The sequence below is a fragment of the Kitasatospora sp. NPDC006697 genome (genome assembly GCF_042869935.1).
In the GTDB taxonomy this organism is placed as follows: Bacteria; Actinomycetota; Actinomycetes; order Streptomycetales; family Streptomycetaceae; genus Kitasatospora.
Genome location: NZ_JBIAGU010000038.1, coordinates 61,442 through 83,053 on the forward strand (window position 1 = coordinate 61,442; position 21,612 = coordinate 83,053).

20 protein-coding genes and 1 pseudogene are annotated in these 21,612 nt (G+C 71.5%); 12 read left to right on the forward strand and 9 right to left on the reverse strand.

The features are described 5' to 3' along the window. Positions 1-220 precede the first annotated feature (220 nt). From ACFYNO_RS36050 to ACFYNO_RS36060, 3 genes are all read right to left on the reverse strand, one after another. The gene (locus tag ACFYNO_RS36050) at positions 221-1,279 is read right to left on the reverse strand and encodes a T3SS effector HopA1 family protein (RefSeq protein ID WP_388021801.1); all 1,059 of its coding nucleotides are present in this window, start codon (positions 1,277-1,279) and stop codon (positions 221-223) included. Then, a complete protein-coding gene (gene lxmK / locus ACFYNO_RS36055; RefSeq protein WP_388021803.1) occupies positions 1,279-2,412 on the reverse strand; it encodes a class V lanthionine synthetase subunit LxmK in 1,134 nt (377 codons plus the stop codon). The genes ACFYNO_RS36050 and lxmK overlap by 1 nt, the downstream gene beginning before the upstream one ends. A gap of 65 nt (positions 2,413-2,477) precedes the next feature. Next, the gene (locus ACFYNO_RS36060; RefSeq protein ID WP_388021805.1) at positions 2,478-2,657 is read right to left on the reverse strand and encodes an LxmA leader domain family RiPP; all 180 of its coding nucleotides are present in this window, start codon (positions 2,655-2,657) and stop codon (positions 2,478-2,480) included. 317 nt (positions 2,658-2,974) lie between these two features. On the opposite strand from ACFYNO_RS36060, the gene ACFYNO_RS36065 reads away from it, so the two are divergent. Continuing rightward, positions 2,975-5,269: a peptidase domain-containing ABC transporter gene (locus ACFYNO_RS36065; protein ID WP_388021807.1), complete on the forward strand. Its 2,295-nt coding sequence runs from the start codon at positions 2,975-2,977 to the stop codon at positions 5,267-5,269. 125 nt (positions 5,270-5,394) lie between these two features. On the opposite strand, the gene ACFYNO_RS36070 is transcribed toward ACFYNO_RS36065, so the two are convergent. After that, positions 5,395-6,780, reverse strand: a complete 1,386-nt coding sequence (locus ACFYNO_RS36070; protein ID WP_388021809.1) for an AAA family ATPase — start codon at positions 6,778-6,780, stop codon at positions 5,395-5,397. Positions 6,781-7,410: 630 nt separating this feature from the next. On the opposite strand from ACFYNO_RS36070, the gene ACFYNO_RS36075 reads away from it, so the two are divergent. From ACFYNO_RS36075 to ACFYNO_RS36090, 4 genes are all read left to right on the forward strand, one after another. Further along, a complete protein-coding gene (locus ACFYNO_RS36075; RefSeq protein WP_388021811.1) occupies positions 7,411-8,484 on the forward strand; it encodes a M20 family metallopeptidase in 1,074 nt (357 codons plus the stop codon). A 404-nt stretch (positions 8,485-8,888) separates the two neighbouring features. Further along, positions 8,889-9,173 carry a Tn3 family transposase gene (locus tag ACFYNO_RS36080; protein WP_388021813.1) on the forward strand — a complete coding sequence of 95 codons (285 nt, stop codon included), beginning with the start codon at positions 8,889-8,891 and terminating at the stop codon, positions 9,171-9,173. A 150-nt stretch (positions 9,174-9,323) separates the two neighbouring features. Next, a complete protein-coding gene (locus tag ACFYNO_RS36085; protein ID WP_388021815.1) occupies positions 9,324-9,773 on the forward strand; it encodes a hypothetical protein in 450 nt (149 codons plus the stop codon). Next, the gene (locus ACFYNO_RS36090) at positions 9,770-10,699 is read left to right on the forward strand and encodes a hypothetical protein (protein WP_388021817.1); all 930 of its coding nucleotides are present in this window, start codon (positions 9,770-9,772) and stop codon (positions 10,697-10,699) included. Before ACFYNO_RS36085 ends, ACFYNO_RS36090 begins: the two co-directional genes overlap by 4 nt. A 188-nt stretch (positions 10,700-10,887) precedes the next feature. Here ACFYNO_RS36090 and ACFYNO_RS36095 read toward each other — a convergent pair whose 3' ends face one another. Next, a complete protein-coding gene (locus ACFYNO_RS36095; protein WP_388021819.1) occupies positions 10,888-11,799 on the reverse strand; it encodes an oxygenase MpaB family protein in 912 nt (303 codons plus the stop codon). Positions 11,800-11,845: 46 nt separating this feature from the next. Further along, positions 11,846-12,166 (reverse strand): UBP-type zinc finger domain-containing protein, encoded by a 321-nt coding sequence (locus tag ACFYNO_RS36100; protein ID WP_388021821.1) that lies wholly within the window; start codon positions 12,164-12,166, stop codon positions 11,846-11,848. Positions 12,167-12,486: 320 nt separating this feature from the next. Here ACFYNO_RS36100 and ACFYNO_RS36105 point away from each other — a divergent pair, with 320 nt between their 5' ends. Further along, positions 12,487-12,777: a YciI family protein gene (locus tag ACFYNO_RS36105; RefSeq protein WP_388021823.1), complete on the forward strand. Its 291-nt coding sequence runs from the start codon at positions 12,487-12,489 to the stop codon at positions 12,775-12,777. Between the two features lie 393 nt (positions 12,778-13,170). On the opposite strand, the gene ACFYNO_RS36110 is transcribed toward ACFYNO_RS36105, so the two are convergent. Beyond that, on the reverse strand, positions 13,171-13,371 hold the full coding sequence (locus ACFYNO_RS36110) for a hypothetical protein (protein WP_388021824.1): 201 nt from the start codon (positions 13,369-13,371) through the stop codon (positions 13,171-13,173). 14 nt (positions 13,372-13,385) lie between these two features. Then, the gene (locus ACFYNO_RS36115) at positions 13,386-14,465 is read right to left on the reverse strand and encodes a Rieske 2Fe-2S domain-containing protein (RefSeq protein ID WP_388021826.1); all 1,080 of its coding nucleotides are present in this window, start codon (positions 14,463-14,465) and stop codon (positions 13,386-13,388) included. A gap of 501 nt (positions 14,466-14,966) precedes the next feature. Here ACFYNO_RS36115 and ACFYNO_RS36120 point away from each other — a divergent pair. The 4 genes from ACFYNO_RS36120 to ACFYNO_RS36135 all read left to right on the forward strand — a co-directional run bounded on the left by ACFYNO_RS36120 (position 14,967) and on the right by ACFYNO_RS36135 (position 18,228). Further along, positions 14,967-16,376 carry a nucleobase:cation symporter-2 family protein gene (locus tag ACFYNO_RS36120; RefSeq protein ID WP_388021828.1) on the forward strand — a complete coding sequence of 470 codons (1,410 nt, stop codon included), beginning with the start codon at positions 14,967-14,969 and terminating at the stop codon, positions 16,374-16,376. 204 nt (positions 16,377-16,580) lie between these two features. After that, entirely contained in the window at positions 16,581-16,775 is a 195-nt protein-coding gene (locus tag ACFYNO_RS36125; RefSeq protein ID WP_388021830.1) for a hypothetical protein, read from the forward strand. An 808-nt stretch (positions 16,776-17,583) separates the two neighbouring features. Continuing rightward, on the forward strand, positions 17,584-18,018 hold the full coding sequence (locus ACFYNO_RS36130; RefSeq protein WP_388021831.1) for a hypothetical protein: 435 nt from the start codon (positions 17,584-17,586) through the stop codon (positions 18,016-18,018). Between the two features lie 21 nt (positions 18,019-18,039). Further along, complete coding sequence (locus tag ACFYNO_RS36135; RefSeq protein WP_388021833.1) at positions 18,040-18,228, forward strand: lantibiotic dehydratase; 189 nt, start codon at positions 18,040-18,042, stop codon at positions 18,226-18,228. Here ACFYNO_RS36135 and ACFYNO_RS36140 read toward each other — a convergent pair. After that, on the reverse strand, positions 18,189-18,707 hold the full coding sequence (locus tag ACFYNO_RS36140; RefSeq protein ID WP_388021835.1) for a hypothetical protein: 519 nt from the start codon (positions 18,705-18,707) through the stop codon (positions 18,189-18,191). The two genes, ACFYNO_RS36135 and ACFYNO_RS36140, sit on opposite strands and share 40 nt — an antisense overlap. Positions 18,708-19,144: 437 nt before the next feature. Here ACFYNO_RS36140 and ACFYNO_RS36145 point away from each other — a divergent pair, with 437 nt between their 5' ends. Continuing rightward, a complete protein-coding gene (locus ACFYNO_RS36145; protein WP_388021836.1) occupies positions 19,145-20,851 on the forward strand; it encodes a discoidin domain-containing protein in 1,707 nt (568 codons plus the stop codon). A 121-nt stretch (positions 20,852-20,972) separates the two neighbouring features. Beyond that, positions 20,973-21,525: pseudogene (locus ACFYNO_RS36150) on the forward strand (transposase); the annotation flags it as partial. Positions 21,526-21,612: the final 87 nt, after the last annotated feature.

A 21,612-nucleotide genomic window follows, 5' to 3' on the forward strand; every position in this document is an offset into this window, starting at 1 on the left:
CGATCGCCACGGGTGCTCGCCTCGGCGGAGACGTACCGGGCGCCGCGGAAACCGGCCGTGGTGGCGGCCTTGCGCTCCGGATCCTCCACGGCCGGGACGATGAACACCACCTGTGTGCCGTCTTGAAGGTGGGGCACGAGCGTTTCGGTGAACATGAAAGGCCCGATGTGGTTGGTCGCGTAGGCGATGTCCCAGAAGGATCGAGGCCAGGTGAGGTTCCCTACCGGAGGTTCTGCTCCGGGGCCAACGGGTGGACCCCGGCCCGGAGCAGGGCTCGGGTGACTGCCTCTTCCCGGGTGGCGGTGCGCGGGTTGCGGGCGTGGTCGATGAGCCCGTCCGCGACCGCGGCGGCCCGGTGTTGGCCGAAGCTGAGGCCCTGCCAGCCGGGCCGAGGGTCATGGGGTTCCGCGGCCTGGGCCACGCCCGGAGCGATGCGGGCGGCGAACACCGAGGTCTGCTCGCCGATCCCGGACACTACGGCGCGGACCTCCGCGACGGCGTCGGCCACCGCGCGCGCCGCGTCCGCATGGGCGGTCCCCAGGTAGACGACCAGCGCGTCCCGGCGCGGATAGTGCCGTGGCTCGGAGAGGATCTTCGCCTGGTACGGCACGTGCCGGCGTTCCAGGGCGGCGAGCACTGTCGACCAGACCGGTACCGCGGCGTCGGGCCGAGCCAGGTGGACGTAGAGGCGCTGGATCCGATCGCCGCGCCGGGCGCCGCCCGCAGAGCCGTGCACCAGCAGGAAGCCCGGGGACAGCCAGGGCCGGATGGCGGGGACGTCGACCAGGACGGAGGCACCGGCGGTCGGTTCCGGGCCGGTCAGAGCGTGGCCGGGTACGCACAGCCGCACGCCGCCGTGCGCCACCACCACGGCATCGTCCGGCTCACCCTGACGGGGAGACAGCGCGGTCGGCGTTGTCGGCCCGACCACGGTGGCCGTGATCCGGGTGCGCTGGTGCGGAACCGCGGCGGCGAGTGCCCGCTCGAGATCGCTGCCACCGCGGGGCCGACCCGGTCGCAGGGCATCCGGCCGGGAACGCGCGGGGATGCCCGCGTGCCAGGACTCGTAGAGCGCCGTGCGCAGCACCACGCGGGCGTGCTGCGGCTTTTCGAAGGTGTGCGGCAGGCCGGCCACCGTCACGGTCGCGGCATCGAGGTCGACGGTCACGGTGTCCATCGACTCGAGTAGGCGGTCGGCCAGTTGCGGGTCGTCCGCGGCGGGCCGCGGCCGGGTGGGCGGCGCGGGTTCGCCCACGACACCGCCGGTTGGGTGGTCCATCAGTAGGCCTCCGTCAGTCCGATCGCGGCGGCCGAGCGCTGCGGTGCGAGGATCAGGGTGCGGCCGATGCCGGCCTGGGCCCGGTCGAGGGGGTCGAGCCGGTTGGCGTGCCGTGCGGTGGCGAAGATCCGGTCGAACAGGTGCCAGCCCGCCTGGGCCGCGATCCGGCCCGTATCGACCGGTCCGCGAGTGCGGCGGTAGGCCTCCAGCAGGGCGGTCACGGTGGGCCGGATCCTGGCCAGGGCGCGGCGTCCCTGGTTCATGATCTCGGCGTGCGCGGCCTCCGGCTCCTGGGCCGGCTCGTCGTCCAGTTCGTTGGCCAGGCAGCGGACCGCCCGGTGGACGAACTCCCCGATCAGGCTGCCCAGGTCCGACTCGGGCGGGGCGAGGCGGAACTCCTCCCAGTCGGTGAGGTACAGCCGGTCCCGGTGCAGCAGGAACTGGTCCAGGCGCAGGTCCCCGTGACTGGGGACGAGCCCGGTGGTGCCGGTGCGCTCACGCAGCACGGCGCGTATCCCGTCGGACAGGACGGCGTCGTGCTGGAGCAGGGCCCACAGTTCGAGTTCGGCGGCGCTGGACGCCTGCCAGGTCTTCTGGCTGAGGTGTTCGAGGCTCTGCATGATGAGCGGCACGCGTGTCCCCGGTGCCGTATCCTGCCCGTCCAGCGCGACCGCCGACGCCGTGGCCGGAAGCGCGTGCACCTCGGCGAGGGCCTGGCCGACGCGCCGGGCCAGCTCGTCCGGGAGCTCTCCCAGCGGCGAAAGATCCGTCAAGGACTGGGCGCCGTCCAGAAGTTCGAAGACGGCCAGGCTGACGGCCGGCCGGATGCCCATCAACTTCGGAGTGTCCCAGCTGAGTTCGGCTCCCCGCTGTCGGGCCAGCTCCAGCGTCCGGTCGAAACACGCCATCCGCTCCAGGCGTTGCGGGGCGTTCGGGCCGGAAAGCCGTTTGACGAACACGCCGGTTCCGCCGGCGGTCGGACCGAACCAGTTGTCGTTGCGGCCGGCGTAGGAGCCGATCTGGTCCCGGACCAGTGCGCCGACCCCGAGCTCGGCGAGCAGGTCGGCCACCTCTGGCGCGGTCTCCAACGGAGCCGGTTCCAGGACGGTGCGGGCGGTGTCCGGGGCGGACATGGCGGGCCCTCCTCAAGTCGAAGGGTGCCGCAACACCTGGGCGGTGTGCGGCACCCGGGATCGCATCAGGCCAGGTAGCAGGGAACGGAGGTGGCCGGGGACTCCGGGGTGAAGCCGATCGTGCTCGTCTCGCCGATCGTGATGGTGCCGATGATCGGCGCGAGGCCGGCCGCGCCGAGCTCCTCCGGGTTGGTGTAGGTGCTGTAGCCGGCCAGCAGCTCATCGACGCTCTGCAGGTTCTCCATGACGTCCTCCGGGACGGATCGATTCGGTCCAACGGACCGGGCCGCGATTGCGGCGCCACGATGACGCTAGGGCGGCCCGCCCGGCCGGGTATCCGGGAAAACCACAGGCGCAGAGGTGTGGAGAACCACGATGCGGTTCGGCCGGGCGGCGCCGGAGGATCGACCGGTGCCCGCCCGGTCCGTTGCCATCTGGTGCTTGTCCGTCCACGCGCTCGCTCAGCACCTGCCCGTCCATGTGCGCTGTCCCGTGCGCTCCGTCGTACGGCCGTGCTCGCACAGCCGGAATTGACGCACGTTCACCGTCCAGGAGTTCAGGTATGCCCCGTATGCCCCGCGTGCTCCGTGCCCCCGGCGCATTCCGCGTGCTAGGCCGCCAGGCCGTCCGGGTGCCGTTCCGGCAGCAGCTCACGGAAACCGAGTGCGCGGCGGCCTGCCTGTCGATGGTCCTCGGCCACCACGGGCGCCACGCCCCGGTCGCCGAGTGCCGGGAGCGCCTGGGCCCGGGGAGGGACGGCGTGGGCCTGGCCCGGCTGGCCCAGGTCGCCCGCGACTACGGCCTGAACGTGTCGCTGCACCGCTCCGCTTCGCGTGGCTCCCAGGAGGAGAGCGGATCCAGCGAGTTCTGGCCCGAGTTGGGCGAGTTGCCGAGCGTGGCGCTGCTGGCCCGGCACCACCTGGTGGTGGTGGAGGCGGTGACCCGGCGCGGGGTGCGCGTGGTCGATCCCGCGCTCGGCCGGCACCGCCAGAGCCACCAGGAGTTCCAGCAGGCTTTCGGCGGGCTGGCGTTCACCATGGTGCCCGGCGACGCGTTCGTCCTCCGCCGTGGCCCCTGGCGGGAGCTGCCGCTGGTGCGCTACCTGCGGGAGTTCGTGGCGGCACCCCACAACCGGCGGCTGCTCGCGGTGATCACGGTGATCGCGGGGCTGCTCCAGGTGCTGGGGCTGGCGCTGCCGCTGGCGACCAAACTGGCCGTCGACCGGGTGGTGCCGGCCCACGGGTTCGCGGCGATGCCGACCCTGACCGTCGCGCTGTTCGGGTCCGTGGCCCTCTACGGCCTGCTCTCGCTGCTGCGCCAAGTGCTCATGGTGCGCCTACGGGTGCGCTCGGATGCGGAGTTGACCCAGGGATTCATCGACCACCTGTGGCGGCTGCCGATCAGCTTCTTCCTGCAGCGCTCGCGCGGTGATCTTCTGCTGCGGGTGCAGAGCGTCTCCAGTACCCGCGAGGTGCTCACCCAGCACCTGCTGACCTGCACGCTCGACGGCAGCACGCTGCTGATCTACGTCATGGTCCTGACGGTGCTGGTGCCGGGCTACCTGCCGGTGGTGGCCGTCCTGGCGGTGCTGCAGGGGGCGGTGCTCGTGGGGTCGTACGGCCGGATCAGGCGCTTGGCCCAGCGTGAGCTGACCCTCCGTTCGGAGGAGCAGGGTTACCTGGTGGAGACGCTGGACGCGATGGTGCCGGTACGGGCCAACGGTGCCGGCGAGCGGGTGCGCGGGCAGTGGCGCTCGCTGTTCGACGGCTACCAGCGGGCCATGGCCGCGCGGGCCGGCACGGCCGCCTGGGTACAGGCGGCGCAGTCGACGCTGGCGGTCCTCGCACCACTGGCGCTGCTCTGGTGCGGACTGCGATTCGTGCTGGCCGGGCAGATGTCGCTGGGCACCATGCTGGCCGCCAACTCGCTCGCCCTGTCCGTGCTGAACCCGATCCAGACCCTGGTGACGGCCACCCAGAGTTTCTCCACCATGCGCGCCCAGATCGAACGCGTCTACGACGTACTGGACACCCCGCCGATGACCCCGGGGCGCACCGCTCTGCCGGGCAGCGGCCCGCTCGCGCTCTCCCTGCGCGGCCTGCGCTTCGCCTACCACAGTGACGCCGCCCCGGTGCTGGACGGCATCAGCGCCGAGGTCCCGGCCGGCGGGAAGCTCGGCATCGTGGGCCGCACCGGGTCCGGCAAGAGCACCCTCGGGCTGGTCATGCTCGGCCTGCTCGCTCCCCAGGAGGGGCAGGTGCTGCTGGACGGAGTGCCGGTGGACCAGATCGACCCCGCCGAACTGCAGGCCGGGTTCGGGGCGGTGCTGCAGGAACTGCGCCTGTTCAGCGGCACCATCCGGAACAACCTCCTGCTCGGGCGTCCCGACGCGACCCCGGAGGAACTCGAACGCGCCTGCGTCATCGCCGGGTTGCATCAGGACGTGCAACGGCTTCCGATGGCCTACGACACCCCGGTCGGCGAGGGGGGCGCTGCCCTGTCCGCCGGCCAGCGGCAACGCGTGGCGCTGGCCCGGGCCTTGATCAACCGTCCACGCCTGCTGTTGCTCGACGAGGCCACCAGCCACCTGGACGCCCTGACGGAACGCCAGGTGGATGCGGCGCTCGCCGAACTGCGGGTGACCCGGGTGGTGATCTCGCACCGGCTGTCCGCGATCCGCAACACCGACCGGACCATCGTGCTCGACGGCGGGCGGATCGTGGACAGCGGCACCCACGCGGAACTCGTGTGCCGCCCGGGCCTGTACCGGGACCTGTTCGGCGAGCGGAGAGCAGTCGTACCGGAGGTCGGCACCGCGCCGTCGCGGCCGGCCGGTCCGGTGCCGGCAGCGCCCTGACGCCGGCAGAGGCGCCCGAGGGCCGACGCCCGAGGGTCGCCGCCCGAGCGTGCGGCCGGCCGCGTGGCGACGCAGCGCGCGACGACGACGCCGCGGCGCGACGGCCGGGTAGGCCGAGCGACGCGTCAGTGGACGACGGCTCCGTCCAGCGCCCGAGCCAGCGCGGCCCGTGAGCGGATGCCCAACTTCTGGTAGGCGCTGGTCAGATGGGACTCCACCGTCCGCACACTGACGAAGAGGCGAGCGGCCACGGCCTGGTTGGTCAGGCCGTCCGCGACGAGTTCGGCGATCTGGCGCTCGCGCCGCGACAGCACGGCGGGCCCGAAGCGGTTCCGGGACCGGTCCGCGGACAGCCCCGGACGGGTACCGCTCGACTGTGCCGCACCCGGGCCCGGCGACACGCCGCGGTCGACAAGGTGAGTTGCCGCACGACGGTAGGCGGCCGCCCGCCAGGACGGGCCGCGTTCCCGGTAGGCAGCCAGGTGGGTCAAGGGGTGCACGAACCGGAAGCGGCTGCCGGCCGCCTCCAGATGTCCCCGCTGGATGAGCAGGTCCAGTTGCGCGTCGACGTCCGCCCGGTCGCACTCAGCCACCGCCACCACCTCGCTCGCCGTGACCTCCAGCCCGAGCACGGCCGCCGCTGACAGCACGTGGCGGGCTTGAGGCGGCAGCCCTTCGAGCTCCCAGCGGACTTCCGCGGCAGCCGCGAGCCCGAACCTCGGGGCGGACCCGCCGGCCGGCATCGGCTCCGTGGGCCGCAGGCCGCCCCGATCCGCTGTGCCGGACCGCCCTGGATGTTCCGGGTAGCCCGCCGCCAAGGCGCTCAGCTCCCGGGGAGGCAGTTCCGCCAGGAGCCGCAGGTGTCGGGGGTTGCCACGACTCAGCCGGGCCAGCCGGGAGCGGAGGCCGACGTCGGCGTCGGGGAGCAGCCGGGTCAGCTGCTCCCCGTCCAACGGTTCGAGCGGCACGTGCAGGGCGTTGAGCGAGCCGAGTGTCCTGGCCAGCGAGGCCGGGCACTCGCTCTGCCGGCAGGCGAGCACGAAGGCCGGTGCCCCGGCCGCCGGTGCGTCGCTGGTGACGTGCATGAGTCGTTCGAGAACGGCAAGCGAGGTGGCATCCGCCCACTGCACGTCGTCCAGCACGAGGGCGACCCGGGGCAGAGCCACGGCGGCGCGCATCGCCTCGGTGACCCGCCGGCACCATCGGAGCCCGGGGACCGGAACCGGCGCCCGGTTCCGGTCCTCCGGGTCGTCGGCTGCTGCCGCCGCCTCCAGCACTCCCGCCGCCTCGGTGCCGTGCACGAGGTCCATTAACAATCCGTAGCGCACCGTCTGGTAGGTGAGCGCCCCGTGCGCACGGCGCACCCGCCAGCCGGCGTCCGTCGCGAGCCGCTCGAACTCCCGCAGCACCCGGCTCTTGCCCAGGCCCGGCGGCCCCTCGACCACGGCCACATGCCGACTTCCGGCGCCGCCGAGCAGTTCCGCGAGCCGTTCCAGCTCCCGCTCCCGCACGGTCGGCTCCTCCCGTGCGCCGGAGCGTGGACCAAAGACCCAGGATTCATATCCGCTCATAGATATAGGGTCTATCACAGCTGATGTGTAAGAAGCTTGCCGTCGCGAAACTCGGTGCCCTCGGTGTGAGCGACCACACGCCCGGAAAGCTCCGAGTCCCGCCTCGGCCTACAGGGCGGGGGAGCAGGCGCTGCGGGCCGCGCCCGCGATGGCCCGGACACCCACCGCCGGGCTAGGAGAACGCGCTTCTGCACCATCGCCCACCTGGGGTCGCAGGCCGGGATCCGGTGCCGCGAGGCGGAGCGGGCCGGCGGTGGCGGCGGGAGCTCGGCCCTGGCCGGTGCGGACGGTCGCGCCTGCCCGAGGCGGCGAGCTCGTTCCTCGTCCACGGCCCGGTCGCGGCGGTGCACGGCCTCGCCCGGCCGGTTGGACGTCACCGTGGCGCCGAACCGGCCGGGCTCTGTCGTGGGTCGGGCGGGATTCCTGGCCGCCGGAGGTCAGGCGTTGTCGGCCCAGGGGCCGACGGGGACGGTGGTGGCCGTGCGGCCGTCGGCGTTGAAGACCCGTCCCATCCGCTTGGCGGTGTGCAGAGCGATGGTGCGGTCCAGGACCTGGAGGGTCGGGCAGCGTGTGGAACTGGTCCGGCTACGCCGGGACGTGCACCGCCGGCCGGAGACCGGGCTGCACCTGCCGCGGACCCAGGAGAAGGTCCTGGCGGCCCTCGCCCCGCTGCCGTTGAGCCTCGACCAGGGCCGGGCCCTGTCGTCGGTGACCGCGGTGCTCAGGGGCGCCCGGCCAGGTCCCGCCGTGCTGCTGCGCGCCGACATGGACGCGCTGCCGATGGCCGAGCAGACCGGCCTGCCCTTCGCCTCCGCGGTCCCGGACGCGATGCACGCATGCGGCCACGACCTGCACACCGCGATGCTGGTCGGGGCCGCCCACCTCCTCGCCGCCCGCGCGGACCGGCTCGCCGGCCAGGTCGTGTTCATGTTCCAGCCCGGCGAGGAGGGCCACGACGGCGCCCGCCTCATGATCGACGAAGGCGTGCTGGACGCCACCGGCGAAAAGCCGGTCGCCGCCTACGCCCTGCACGTCAGCTCCCGGCACTACCCCCGCGCCACCTTCGCCACGCGGCCGGGCGCGCTGATGGCCGCCTCCGCCCGCCTGGAGGTCACCGTCCACGGGACCGGCGGCCACGGCTCCGCGCCCCACCACGCGGCCAATCCCATCCCGGCCGCCTGCGCCATGGTCGGGGAGCTGCACGCCTACCTCGCGCGCGGCGTCGACCCGCTGCAGCCGGTCGCGTTCAGCGTCGGTGTGATCAACGCCGGGGCCTCCGTCAACGTCATCCCGGCCACCGCCACCTTCCAGGCGACCGTGCGCACCTTCCACCCCGAGACCAGCGAGCACCTCGGGCGGGCACTCGTCGGGCTGTGCGAGGCCGTTGCCGCCGCCCACGGCGTGCGGGCCGAGGCCCGCTACATCGTCGAGTACCCGGCCACCATCGCCACCGCCGCCGAGTCACAGCTGGCCATGGGCGGCGCCGACATCTCCTGGCTCGTCGGCCTCGTCTTCGGCACCCTCGCCTACTACCTCTACGCCACCCGCGCCGCCCGCCGCGACCCGGCGGCCCCAGCACACCAGGACGCCGCCCCCGTCGTCGGCGACGAGGCCTCGGAGCACCCCCTCCCGTCGAGCACGTGAGCGACGCACACGTCACCGCCCGGCCCTGAACACCGCTCGCGGCGATGGCCGTCAGCGGCTTGCTGCCCGTGATGCTCCTGGACGCGTGTGGCGACAGCGGAGCCCGGCCGGTTCGGCGTAACCGTGACGCCGAACCGGCCGGGCTCCTGGCGAGCCTGAGGGCGTCAGGCCGGGTTCTGCCGGGGCTCGGGCAGGAGTCGTCGCCGCCGGCTGGCAGCCGGCTTGGAGGCGACGAGGCGGCCCCACTCCGGATCCGGTAGCCCCGGTGCCGTGCGGCCGAGCGCTGCCCAGGACGCCGCGATCGCGTTGAACAGCGGCGCTTCGCTCGGCCGCACGGCACCGTGTGAAGAACGCCGCGGCGTCGGTTCCGCAGGGGTAACGCGAGATTCAACGAACGCCGCACGGTGGCGGCACTCGGGGTCAGCCGGTCGGCGAGCGTGGTCGGCGGGTTGTGCGCCGTCCGCCTGGCCAGCCTGCGCGAGCTGTTCCAGTCCGCCCTGGTGCACGTCAACACCCCGCTGATCCAGCAGGTCCTGGCCGAGCCAAAGTGGGCCCAGCGCCTGACCGACGCCGACCGGAGGGGCCTGTTGCCGCTCTTCTGGACGCACGTGAACCCCTACGGCCGGTTCGAGCGGGACATGAACTCCCGCCTCGACCTCCTCCCGAGGGTCGTGACGGTGCCCGGGTAGCGCTCCGAGCAGCCGGCCCAAGGGGCTAGGACATGACGCTTCATCACCTCGGCGGCCTACAAGACACGTTGCGACGGTAGCGGTTGTGCGGATCCGGTTGATCCGCCACGGTCAACTGCTGGATCATGGCCGCGACGGATGGGGGGCCAGGTGGACTGGATCCACGGCGCGGCCTACGGGGCGGTCGGCGGCGCACTGATCGAAGCTCTGGTGTTCAACGGGCGGGTACTGGCGTGGCAGGCGGCGCGGCGGCGGGCCCGGGACGCCAAGCGCCGCAAGCTCCCCCCGCTGCGCGCGTACGTGGATCCGCCGGCGGATCTGGCCGCAGCCGTCAGCCGACTGCTGCTCGGCGCCCTGGCAGGCTGGCTGCTTCATTCTGAGATCACCGGCTTGTACGCAGCCGTGGCCGCTGGCGCTTCGGCCCCCGCGCTGCTGCGGCAGCTGGGCTCCCTGCGCACGGTGCAGGAGGTCGTCCAGGGCGGCAGTCCGGATGCTGGCGAGCGGAACCCGGATGCTTCGGTGACCGTCCCACCAGTGCCGGAGCATCCGCAGATGCCCGTCCAGCCACAGGCCGAGATGACTGGGGAGGTGGGCAGTTGAGCTTCAAGCGGCGCTACATGGACTCCCTCCTGTCCGCTGCGCCTCATCCCGCCCCGGAGCCGGCGTCAGGGCGGGCCGTCGCAGGTAACTGGTGGCGGCGCTTCCTGGCGTCGCTCCTCGACGTTCCGTCGGTCGGCGAGTTGTCGTCGCACGTGGCCCTGGACGCTGCGCCGGAAGTCGGCACCGAAGGCCGGGCAGGTCGGCAGGCATCGAAGACGGCGCTGCGGGCCCGCTTCGAGCCCGCGCTACCACCGGCGCCCCCGAAGCGCCGCCCGTTAACCGTCGCGGCTCCAGGGCGGGCCACCGTCGGCAACCAGGTGATCATGGACGCGAGGTCCCGGTCGTGGGGGTGGGCTGTCGCTGGAGTCGGCCTGTGTCTGCTCGTCGGCCTCTTCGCGCTGGCGAACCGCCAATCCCCGGGGCCGATCATCAACCAGCCCGCGCCCACCCAGTCGATCCTGTCTACCCCGGGCAGCACCGTCACCACAGAGCCGACAGGGGGGCCGCCCGTTGGCAGTGTCGGTGCCCCACCACCGACGCAACCACCCCCCTCGACTCCCGCCGGCACGCCAGGCCAGGTGCTGTGGCAGGGGACCTTGACCTTCCCCTCCCAGCCCGGCTCGGGCACCCACCTGGTGGCGGCGACGCCCGCCACCCCGCTGTTGGCAGGCGAGGCGCTGTACCTGTGCGGAGCGTGTTCGCCGCAGGTGATCGGTGGCGAATTGCTTGTGCCCTGGAACGAGACGAAATCGCCGACCCCCGACCAATGCAGCTTCGCGTTGACGGCACAGACGAGCGGGTCGGAGTACGTCCCGTTGCGAGTCGGTCAGGCGGGGTGTTTCTCCAGCGGCGCCGGGACTGTCGGCTACTTCACTCTGCTCACGACGTCGCCCCTGTCCGCGAGCGCGATCATCTGGCACGCATGACGGCACCGGCCAGGTTGCGGTTCGCAGCAGCGGCTCGCGTTGCCGCTGCTGCGACGACGCCCCGAGGAAGGCGGGCCTGGCCGGTCAGCGCCGACATTGGTCGGAGCCCTCTCGGCTGCTTCCGCGCGGTCGCGGACTCGGCCGCGTCCGGGAGCGACCGTCCTCCCGGTCTGTGGGAGCCGGCCCTCTCAGTGCTGTTCGCCCGTTGTGGGAAGGGCCCAGCGGATGGTGCGGACGGCGGCGCGACCGAGTGGGCGGATGGCTCCGGCGGGCAGGGGGACGCAGGGTGCGGCGAGCAGGGTGCGGTGGTCGAGGGTCAGCAGGTCGACGGCGGCTGCGGCGAGGGCGCCGTAGAAGGGGCGGGCGGGCAGGGGGATGGGCGGGTTGCGGAGCAGGAAGGCGGCGGCGTCCTCGGCCGCGGCGGTCCGGGCGAGTTCGGGGCGGTAGGCGCGGAGCAGGGCGTCGAGGCCGGCGCGGTCGCGGGGCGGGTCGGGGACGCCGAGGGCCGTGGCGACCTGGGCCATGTCGGCCACGTAGGCGTCGCACGCGGGCGGGTCCAGCGGGGTGGCGCCGTACGCCTGATGTGCGCGCAGGAAGCTGTCCGTCTCGGCGGCGTGGACCCAGCCGAGCAGGTGGGGGTCGTCGGCCCGGTAGGGGTGACCGTCCGCCCGGGTTCCGCGGATCCTGGCATGGACGGCACGGACGCGGTCCACGGCCGCTTGGGCGTCGGTTGCGGGGCCGAAGGTGGTGACGGCCAGGAAAGTGCTGGTGCGCTGGAGCCGGCCCCAGGGGTCGCTGTGGTAGCCCGAGTGGTCGGCGACGGCTGCCATGGCCGAAGGGTGCAGTGACTGCAGGAGCAGCGCCGCGAGGCCGCCGACGAACATCGAGGCGTCGCCGTGGACCGTGCGGATCGGCCGACCGGGTGGGAACCACCGTGTCCCGGGCGTGTGGTGGATCCGCTCGCGGACCGCCCGCCCGTCCGGTCCGGCTACCTTGGCGAAGAGCGCGGCGCCGAGCCGCGCGCGCAGCCAGGAGGGTGTGCCGGGCGAACGGGCTGGGGCGGTCTGCGGCGTGCGGGGAGAATGCTGGCCACCGTCCATGCGGTCCACGGTAGAGCGCTCGGGCTGGCGCCGGGTGGGGTTCCGGTCAGGCGGGTCGCAGGAAGAGTTCGTCGGTGTAGCACCAGGCCCAGTCCTCGCCGGGCTCCAGTGAGCGGGCGATGGGGTGGCCGTGCGCGGCGTGGGCATGCTGGTGGGCGTGCTGGCCGGGTGAGCTGTCGCAGCAGCCGACGTGCCCGCAGCTCAGGCAGGCGCGCAGGTGTACCCAGGTACCGCCGGTCCGCAGGCAGTCCTCGCAGCCCGGCTCGCGGTTCGCGGGAACCTCCCGCAGGTCGTTGAGGTGGTCGCAGGTCGGCTGGACCGTCAGGCCGGGGTCCACCGCGACGCGCCACCGGTGCTGGTCGTTCATGGCCTCCACGCTACCGCCGCGCTCCGCGTCCGCACGCTCCCGCCGCGGCGCGGGCGACGACGGTTGGGGGAGACGGTGGGCGAACGCCAGCAGGAGCGCGGAGCGCCGCCGACCGCTCCAGCGGCGCGAGGCATGTCAGGTTGCTGGGCGGACACGGGTCTGATCACAAGATCTTGACAGAGCCCGCAATTCTCCAGGGTTCACGTAATTTTCCAGGTGCTGGCGCGGTTCGGAACCGGTGCAGCCATCCCGTTGTTGTAGATCTGACGGAATGATCACTGTGACCCGCCGCCGCGGCCGGACCGTATACGTTCGGAAGCATGTTCGTTGTCACAGTGACCTATACGGTACCGCTGGATGAAGTCGATCGCTGGAGGCCGGCCCACGGTGCCTGGCTGAACCAGCTCATATCGCAACGGCTGCTTCTCGCGGTCGGGCGCCAGGTGCCCCTGGTCGGTGGCGTCTACCTTGCCTCGGGGATGCCCGCCGAAGAACTCGACCGTCTCCTCGTCACCGACCCGTATGTCCTCAACGGGGTCGCCACGCACAGTGTCGTGGAGTTCACACCTCTGCTGGTCGCGCCCGGCCTGGAGATCCTCAAAGACAACTAGTAGACTCTCGCGGCTTAGTTTTGCTGTGTGGTCGGGTAGAGGCGGCGTAGTTTCACGCGTGCGTCGTCGGTGGTGAAGTGCCAGTCGACTTGGCGCTAGTTGTCGTTGGTGTGTTGCTGCCAGGCGGCGAGTTCGGTGTTGAGGGCGGCGAGGTCGTCGACCCGGTGTGCCCAGTCGACCCTGGTCCCGCGGGCCTGGGCGTCCACGCGCCGCCATCCGCGCAGCGGCTCGACCCAGCAGAAGATCGAGCAGGTCCCCGGGCGGACGCCTCCAGCCTCTCGATCTGGTCGCCTGCGGCCGGCGAAGTCGCCGCAGGCGCTGGCCGACCGTGATGTCGCGCTGCATGGCGGTGGAGCCGCGGCGGCCGGTGTCGTCCCGGCGGACGCAGATCAGCTAACGTCCCTGCCTGTCGGGGGAGTTGAGCAGCGAGTACTGGCGGATCAGGCACGGTCCCAGGTGGACGTCGATGTGTGCACCCGCCTCGAAGGCGGGCAGCGGGGCGGTCGGGTCGGCGGCGCGGAGTTCGTAGAGGCGGCTGGAGCCGGTCGCCGAGGCGAGGGCGATCGCTTGGACGACGGTGTCGTAGGCGCTCATGAAGACGGGCCGCCCTATGCCGTGAAGAAGTGGCTCAGGCCCAGATCCCGCAGGCCGCGGCGGTAGGCGATGGAGCTGCGGTCGGCGGGGATGTGGACTTCGAGTCTGGGGTCGAGGGGGAGGTTCTCGGGCTTCTGGACCTCGACGACAGCGCGGTCCTCCTCGAAGACCGTGCGGTTGAAGTCGTATACGGCCTGGACGGGCTGGTCGGTGTCGAAGTTGCGGGCGATGGGTGCGAACATCCGGGTCTGGCGGGCGGAGACGGGGGAGGCGGCGTTCATGATGTTGAGCAGTGCGCCGTCGGGGAAGTGCACGACGAGTGTGGCCGTGAAGGGGAGATGCACGTCGAAGTGGCGCAGCCACTGGAAGCCGGGCGGGGCCTGCTTGGTGCCGTGCGGGTAGTTGCTGACGGTGCTCCAGTAGTCGACGGAGTGGCCGTACTGGTGGCGGACCGGGGTGTAGTCGGGGACTTCGAGGTTGTCGGGGTCGCCGAAGGAGTCGAGATGGACGAAGCCGAAGTGGGCGACGTCGAGGAAGCCCTCGACCTGGCGGCCGGCGAACGCGGCGATGTCGATCCAGGGGCAGTTGATCTGCTGGAAGCCCTCGTCGTCCCAGTGCGCCATGGCCGGGATCACGGGCGCCGCGTCGGGCTCCGGGCGCAGGCACGTCCACACCAGGCCGTACCGCTCGACCGTCGGGTAACTACGCAGGTTGAGGCGGCCCGGGATCTTCGAGGCGGGGTGCGCGGGTACGTCCGTGCAGCGACCGCCCTCGCCGAAGCGCAGGCCGTGGTAGGCGCAGCGGATGCCGGTGCCGTCTCCGGCGCCGTGACCCCTGCTGAGCGGGACACCGCGGTGCGGGCAGATGTCGTTGGCGACGACGATGCGGCCCTGCGCGCGGTAGGCCACGAGGGTTTCGTCGAGGAGGCGCAGGGAGAGCGGTTCGTCGCCGATCTCGCTGGAGAGCGCTACCGGGTACCAGTGCTGGGCCAGGATCGCCCAGTCGTCAGGGTCGAAGGTGCACTCGCGAGGCAGGGTGACGGAGGCCTCGGCCCGGGCAGACTTCTGGGCAGGCGGGGGTGCGACCGTGTTCATGGGAAAGGGTCCTTCGCAGGGAAACGGGCCGGATGTGGAGAGAGCCGGGCCGCCTGGCCACGCCGTTTCAGGCGCGGGCGGCCTCGCGGGCCCTTGGCACACCGTGGGCAACACGTCCACGCGTCCACGCCGACTGGTGGACACGGCAACGGAGATCGGCGAGACGTCCTCGTACGGGAGTCATGACGCCACCTCCTCAAGTGTCCGGTTCCTGCGTTCTAGGCAGTGACGGTGACGCATCGCCGTATCGCCGCCGTTCCGCGGTCGTTAACAGTCGGTGTCCGGCCGCTGTGAGCGATCGCGAATCGCCCGCCTCAGCAGAATCAACACCGCTGTTCGTTCACGGAAACGGGGGTGAAACAGAATCAACAAAAAGTTTGACCGCTGTTCCGGTTGATTGCTCTGGCCGACGGGCCCCACGCCCTGCCGCCGCGCTCGCCCCATGCCCGCGCGCCGCTGCTCTCTTCCTTCCAAGCGTCGCTTCGCCTCCGGAGGCCCCCTGTGTCCCAGGCCCCTGACGCACCCGCGTCCCCATCCGCCGTCGCGTCGCCCGCCCGGCACCCGGTCGACGAGGTCCTGCCGCCCGCCCGGCTCGGACTGCTCGGTCTCCAGCACGTGCTGGTCATGTACACCGGCTGTGTCACCGTCCCGCTGGTCTTCGGTGCGGCGGCCAAGCTCGACATCTCCACCATCGGCCTGCTCATCAACGCCGACCTGCTGGTCGCCGGCCTGATCACGCTGCTCCAATCCCTGGGCATCGGGAGGGTGCTGGGCGTTCGGCTGCCGGTGGTGGCTGGTGCCACCTTCACCGCCGTGACCCCGATGATCCTGATCGCGGGCGAGTACGGCATGCAGGCGGTGTACGGCTCGATGATCGCCGCCGGTGTCTTCGGACTGCTGGTGGCTGTGCCCTTCGCTCGCGCGGTGCGGTTCTTCCCGCCGTTGGTCAGCGGGTCGGTCATCACCGTCATCGGGCTGTCGCTGATCGGGGTGGCGGCCGGGCTGATCGCGGGCAACGACTCCACCGCCAAGGACTACGCCGCTCCCAGCCACCTCGCCCTCGCAGGCGGCATCGTGCTGCTCATCGTCCTGGTCAACCGCTTCACGAGCGGGTTCCTCTCTCAACTCGGCGTCCTGCTGGGCCTGATCGTCGGCACGCTCGTCGCCGTCCCGATGGGGCTCACGGACTTCTCTTCCGTGGACGGCGCGGACTGGTTCGGGCTCGCCTCGCCCTTCCACTTCGGTGCCCCGCATTTCCCGGTCGCGGCCGTGATCTCGATGTGCGTGGTCATGCTGGTGACGTTCACGGAGTCGACCGCCGACATGCTCGCCGTCGGCGAGATGACCGGGCGCCCGCTCTCCCGCAGGGACTTGGCGCGCGGTCTGGCCGCGGACGGTGTCTCGGGCATCTTCGCCGGCGTCATGAACGGCTTCCTGGACACCGTGTTCGCCCAGAACGTCGGCCTGGTCGGCATGACCAAGGTCCGCAGCCGCTATGTCGCCGCGGTCGCCGGCGGCATCCTCGTCGTCCTCGCCCTCATCCCCAAGCTCGGCGAGATCGTCGCCTCCCTGCCGGGGCCGGTCATCGGCGCCGCCGGGCTGGTCATGTTCGCCACCGTCACCTCGGTCGGCATCAGCACCCTGCGCAAGGTGGAGTTCGAGGGCACCAGCAACCTGCTCATCGTCGCTGTCGCGCTCGGCGTGGGCATGCTCCCGGTCGTGGCGCCGTCCTTCTACCACGCCTTCCCGACCTGGGTGCAGATCATCGGCGGCAGTGCGATCACAAGCGCGACCGTGGCCGCGTTCCTGCTGAACCTGCTGTTCAACCACACGCCCGGTCGCAAGAAGCCGGAGGAGGCGACGGCGGAGGTGGCGGAGGCGGCCGCGACGGCCACCGCGCCGGCTACCTGAGACTGGCGCGCGATCATTTTCCCAGGCGCGCTGTCTCGGTTTCCCGAACTACCGGCATGGATAGTTGGCACACCATGGGGGGCGGTGGCGGGAGGGCCTGCGGCTTCACCGACGGCGGGGCAGCGAAGCCCGAGCCCGCTCCCCGGAGCCAGGGTGCGGGCTCAGGCGGCATCAAGCAGGCGCGGAAGCCGGTCAGCCACGAGGATGCTGTGGCAGCGCGCCAACGTCCTCCTCGTCGCCGAACTCGCCGGCACCGAGCGGGACGGCAAGACCCGCGCGGCCGAGGCCCTGGGCATCACCGACACCCGGCTCGGCCGCCTCCTGCGCGAGCACCGGCAGCGCCGCGAAGGAGGGATATCCTGGCGGGGCCATACCGCCCTTGGCGGTGCTGGTGACTGAAAGGGGCGGCATCCCTTGGTGCCGCATTACGGCGGCCGCGCGAGCCTGCCACCTACTGGTGGGGGCCGCCTCATGATGGGCGACGGCTGTTCTAGTCGCGCCGGTCCGGGGCGGGCGACGGGTTCGGGCGACCGGTTTCTCCGGTCGCGGCTCACCGCCGCGCCCGGCGCCGTAGCTTCGTCGGAGATCCGAACAGCGCGGTCTTGACTCCGCCGAAGAGGAATCCCGCCAGCGCGCCGATCACCGCCTCGTCGACGACTTCTCCTTGGCTGCCCTCCTGGAGTGCAGTTCAAGCTCGATTCCCATGACCCGCCAATGATCACTGCTTCACAGTTTCGCAGAGATCATTTGTCAGACAGGCTATAGGTGGGGGATCTCCTCCCAGCGGTAGGGGTTGGCGGTGACGCCGCACAGATACCAGGCGAGGCGAACGGGACCTGTTCGAATTTACTGTCAGCGCGGCAAGTGGTCTCGCTGATGGCGGCGGTAGCGCACCGGGAGATCAACGGCCCGCAGCCCCGCCGGGCTCAGCTGCACCGAATGGATTGGCAGGTCATGGGACCGGCCACACATGGCCGGTCCCATGACCTGGTGCTTGGCTGCCGCCGCCGGAATCGTGAGGGTACCCCGCCAGCCGGGCGAGGGCAGTCCACGCGCCAAACGGCAGGCTGCGGATGCTCGTGGCCAGGAGCCGAGATTCCGGGGATCTGGCATCACCCCGGGCAGTCAGGTGAACTCCAGCGGTGATTACCAAGGAAGTCAACTGCCGCCTCTCCTGACGGAAGATCAGTCTATCAAGGGGGAAGCAATGGAGTACGGTCTCAAGTTCGCGGTCGGCGCGATTCCTCTCATGGCGATACTGTGCGCCGCCTGCTCACCGGACGATTCGAACGGTATCGATGCGGTCTCCGACGGAGAGCAATCGGTATACGCCGCGCCGTTCGATCAGTTCATCACCATCGACGGTGAGGGCACTCACGAGAACATCCCTCAAGAGAAGTGGGATCTCACTGGTGGAAGTAAGGTAACCATCGAATGCCGGGTCACCCGGAAAGCTACCCGGACATACGGAGAAGACCCGATTACTGGCAGTGCCCCCTCGCCTCAAACCTTTGACGTCATCTTCTTCAAGGTCTCCTATGGCCAGGGCACTGGGTACGTCGATAGCGGCGAAGTTCGCATCATCAGCCGAAGCAAGAAAACGAACGAGGTGCTCAGCGAGGACGACGTAAACGCGTGCTGACCGGATCAGGCCCGGGCCCCGGTGCTGTTCGGCGAGTTGGCGCGGCGCCTGGCCCAGCGGTTCCCGGTCGCTGCCGCCAGGCGCATCGCGGCGATGCTCACCGGCCCGGTCGCCCAAGGCGTGCTGCTGACGGGCCTTCGGGCTCCGATGGCCCGCGTGGACGCGAGGGGTCATCTGTGCGACACGCTGGCAGCAGCCCGGGCCCGGTAGTGCGCGGACTGGTGGCCGAGGCCGAGGCCGAGCAGGTAGCGGGTGGCGTGGGCGGCGGCGGTGTGGTCGTCGATCCACACCCGGGTCGGGCTTCCCGCGGGGATGCCCGCACCGCCGTCGGGGCGTTCGACTACGCCCATGACCGTGACGTCGGCGGCCATGGCTTCCAGGGCCCGGACGCCGGCCGCTTCGTGGGCGATGACGATGGCCGCGACATCCTGCGGGGTACGCGCGGCGTCCGGCTCCAGCACGCTGATGCCGACACTGAACCCGGCGGCACGCGCGGCTTCCTCGGTGCCGCGCAGGGTCGCCGCGCAGCCGTAGAGCGCGGTGCCGACGGTGAGCACCGTGACGGAGCGGACCGCTCCGCCGGCGAGGGTCTGCGCGGCCTTGCTCGGGGTGAAGCCGAGCTCGTCGATGGTGCACGGGACCGGTGCCCGGGCGCTCGGGCGTGCGCCCCGCCGACGCGGCGGGCACACGCCCGGGCCGGGGCGCTGTGGCGGGGCTTCGGGTTCATACCGTCGTGACGCAGCAGGATAGTTACCGGTAACGGAATCCGTCCGTCCAAGAGCCCCGTAAACGAAACGTTGCGGCCATCCTCGGGGCGGCGGGCGGGCTGCTCTCCTGTGCGTCAGGGTTTCTTCGGGCAGGCACGAGCGGAAGAGCGCTCTCTCAAGGCCTCGCACATGCGGCGACTCCTCGGCGCTTCGCGTGGCGCCTTCCTGCCTCGGCAGTCGCCATGGGTGCGCCCAACTAGCCTTGTCAGAACGCTTGACATGCCTGCGGGAAGCACCGCCAGAATGTTGCGACTCGTTCGGGAGAGCGCTCTCTGTCAGGCTCCCACCCTTGGCTCTCCTCCGGCGTGCCCACCTCCTCGTGCCCCTTCCGGCCCCGAGCTGCCCGAAAGGATCACCGCATGTTCCAACGCATCCGATCGTCGAGAGCGCTTGCGTCGCTCGCGCTGCTGTCCGCCGCCGCGGCCGCCACCCTGGTGGGTGCGCCGGCCGCGCAGGCCGGGACCGCGCCGCCGCCGCCCGCGGGGTGGACCACCGTGTTCAGTGACGACTTCTCCGGGGCGGCCGGGACGGCGCCCGCGGCGGCGAACTGGTTCTATGACATCGGCACCGGTTACGGGACGGGGGAGCGGGAGCAGACCACCAACTCCACCAACAACGTGTACCTCGACGGCAACGGGCACCTGGTGCTGAAGGCGACCAGCAGCGGCGGCAGTTGGACCTCGGGCCGGATCGAGAGCACCCGGGACGACTTCCAGGCCCCGGCTGGCGGGAAGTTGGAGATGACCGCCTCGATCATGCAGCCCAACCCGGCGAGCGGGCTCGGCTACTGGCCTGCGTTCTGGGCGCTGGGGTCGCCGATGCGGGCCGGCGGCGGCTGGCCGCAGTCCGGTGAGCTCGACATGATGGAGGACGTCAACGGGCTGAACCAGGCCTCGCAGACCCTGCACGACTCGGCGGGAAGCAGCGGCCACGGCCTGATCGCCTGTCCGGACACCAGCTCCGGCTGCCAGACCGGGTACCACACCTACTCGGTGATCGTGGACCGCACCAACACCGGCGCGGAGTCGCTCCAGTACCTGATGGACGGCACGGTCGAGAGCACCATCACCGAGGCGTCCGTCGGAACCGCCGCCTGGCAGCAGGCGATCGACCACGGCTTCTTCATCATCTTCGACCTCGCGATGGGCGGTAACTACCCCGACGGCGTCGCCGGGACGACCACGCCGACCGCGGCGACCACCTCCGGCGCCTCGATGAGCGTGGCCTACGTCGCGGTCTACGAGCAGGGCGGCAACTCCACCCCCACCGGCACCGCCACGGCGACGGGCGCGCTCACCGGCACCAGCGGGCTCTGCCTGAACAACCAGAACTCGCTGAACACGGCGGGCAACCCGATCGGCGTGGCCGCCTGCGACGGCAGCGCGGGCCAGCAGTGGTCGCCGTACTCCGACGGCACGGTGCGCGCTCAGGGCGGCTGCCTCGACGTGGTCAGCGCGGGCACCACCAGCGGGACCAACCTCGACTGGTACCCGTGTAACGGCACCCCCGCCCAGAACTGGACCCACCAGGCCAACGGCGAACTGGTCAACCCCAACTCCGGCCTCTGCCTGGGCGTTCCGGGCGGCAACACCGGCGCCAGGCTGGACATCGAGAGCTGCACCGACTCGGCGGCCCAGCAGTGGACGCTGCCGACCGGCAGCGGCGGGGGCGGCTGCGGCACCACCAACCTGGCGCTTAACCGGACGGCGACGGCCTCCTCACAGGAGAACACCTCCTTCTCGGCGGCGAACGCCGTGGACGGCAACGGCGGAACCCGCTGGTCCAGCGCCTTCGCCGATCCGCAGTGGCTGCAGGTGGACCTGGGCTCGGCCCGGTCGATCTGCGGCGTGACCCTCGCCTGGGAGACCGCCTACGGAAAGGCCTTCCAGCTCCAGACCTCCAACGACGGCACCAACTGGACCACGATTTACTCCACCACCGCCGGCACCGGCGGTACCCAGGCGCTGAGCGTCACCGGCAGCGGACGCTACGTCCGGCTGTACGGCACCGCGCGCGCCACCCAGTGGGGCTACTCGCTCTGGGAGTTCCAGGTGTTCGGCAGCTGACGCCCGACCGGGCCGTGCCACCAGCCCGCGGTCCCTCCCGCCGCATCGGCGGGAGGGACCGCGGGCTGGTGGCCGCAGGCTGACCCCCGCTCGAGCGGGGCGAAGACCCTGCTGCGTAGGTACTGCCCGCCAGGTCCGCCGGGTGGTCAAGGATCTGGTCTCTGGAGGCCGGTGGCGCGAGGGTGATCCGGACGTCCTGGTCGTCTCCGATGCCGGCCACGGCGCTCCGCGCATGGCCCAACCGCTCGGCTGCTTGCCAGCAGAGGTACTTGGGCGGCTGCGGTCGGAGCGGGTGATGCGCCGTCCCGCCCCCTCCCGGAAGGAGTGGGACCTGACCCACCCCCAGGGCGGCGGATATCCCAAGCATGGCAAAGGGTTCCGTCGCCAGGCCCGACACCTGGGGCGAGCCGGACGTGGCGACCGTTCAGGTCACCGAGCGCTGTGGGGCACAGCCCGGGCGATGGCCTGGGATCGTATCCACCCCCGGCTCACCACCCGCTCCGCGTGGATCGACCACGACGGCGAACTCCCCATCATTGAGCTGACATTGATGCGCTTGGAGGTCGACCGGCTGCCTGGCGGCGGTGACCCGCTCCCGCTCTGGCTGTGGTCGTCCGCCACCGGCATTGACCGCCGACAGCGTCGATCTGCGCTGGCGGGCGTGCCCGAGGAGATAGCTGATCCGCCTGGACGCCGACGTCGCCGGCCTCGTACAGAGAGAGCTGGACGGTGGGCTCGACGACAGCGGCGATGCAATCCTC

What these genes read in the sequence shown, in the direction of transcription:
- ACFYNO_RS36110 (WP_388021824.1), bottom strand. Translation starts at nt 13,371, where the DNA reads ATGAGCGCCTACGACACCGTCGTCCAAGCGATCGCCCTCGCCTCGGCG.
- ACFYNO_RS36060 (WP_388021805.1), bottom strand. Translation starts at nt 2,657, where the DNA reads ATGGAGAACCTGCAGAGCGTCGATGAGCTGCTGGCCGGCTACAGCACC.
- ACFYNO_RS36105 (WP_388021823.1), top strand. Translation starts at nt 12,487, where the DNA reads ATGTTCGTTGTCACAGTGACCTATACGGTACCGCTGGATGAAGTCGAT.
- ACFYNO_RS36050 (WP_388021801.1), bottom strand. Translation starts at nt 1,279, where the DNA reads ATGGACCACCCAACCGGCGGTGTCGTGGGCGAACCCGCGCCGCCCACC.
- ACFYNO_RS36065 (WP_388021807.1), top strand. Translation starts at nt 2,975, where the DNA reads ATGCCCCGTATGCCCCGCGTGCTCCGTGCCCCCGGCGCATTCCGCGTG.
- ACFYNO_RS36095 (WP_388021819.1), bottom strand. Translation starts at nt 11,799, where the DNA reads ATGGACGGTGGCCAGCATTCTCCCCGCACGCCGCAGACCGCCCCAGCC.
- ACFYNO_RS36145 (WP_388021836.1), top strand. Translation starts at nt 19,145, where the DNA reads ATGTTCCAACGCATCCGATCGTCGAGAGCGCTTGCGTCGCTCGCGCTG.
- ACFYNO_RS36125 (WP_388021830.1), top strand. Translation starts at nt 16,581, where the DNA reads ATGCTGTGGCAGCGCGCCAACGTCCTCCTCGTCGCCGAACTCGCCGGC.
- ACFYNO_RS36115 (WP_388021826.1), bottom strand. Translation starts at nt 14,465, where the DNA reads ATGAACACGGTCGCACCCCCGCCTGCCCAGAAGTCTGCCCGGGCCGAG.
- ACFYNO_RS36100 (WP_388021821.1), bottom strand. Translation starts at nt 12,166, where the DNA reads ATGAACGACCAGCACCGGTGGCGCGTCGCGGTGGACCCCGGCCTGACG.
- lxmK (WP_388021803.1), bottom strand. Translation starts at nt 2,412, where the DNA reads ATGTCCGCCCCGGACACCGCCCGCACCGTCCTGGAACCGGCTCCGTTG.
- ACFYNO_RS36130 (WP_388021831.1), top strand. Translation starts at nt 17,584, where the DNA reads ATGGAGTACGGTCTCAAGTTCGCGGTCGGCGCGATTCCTCTCATGGCG.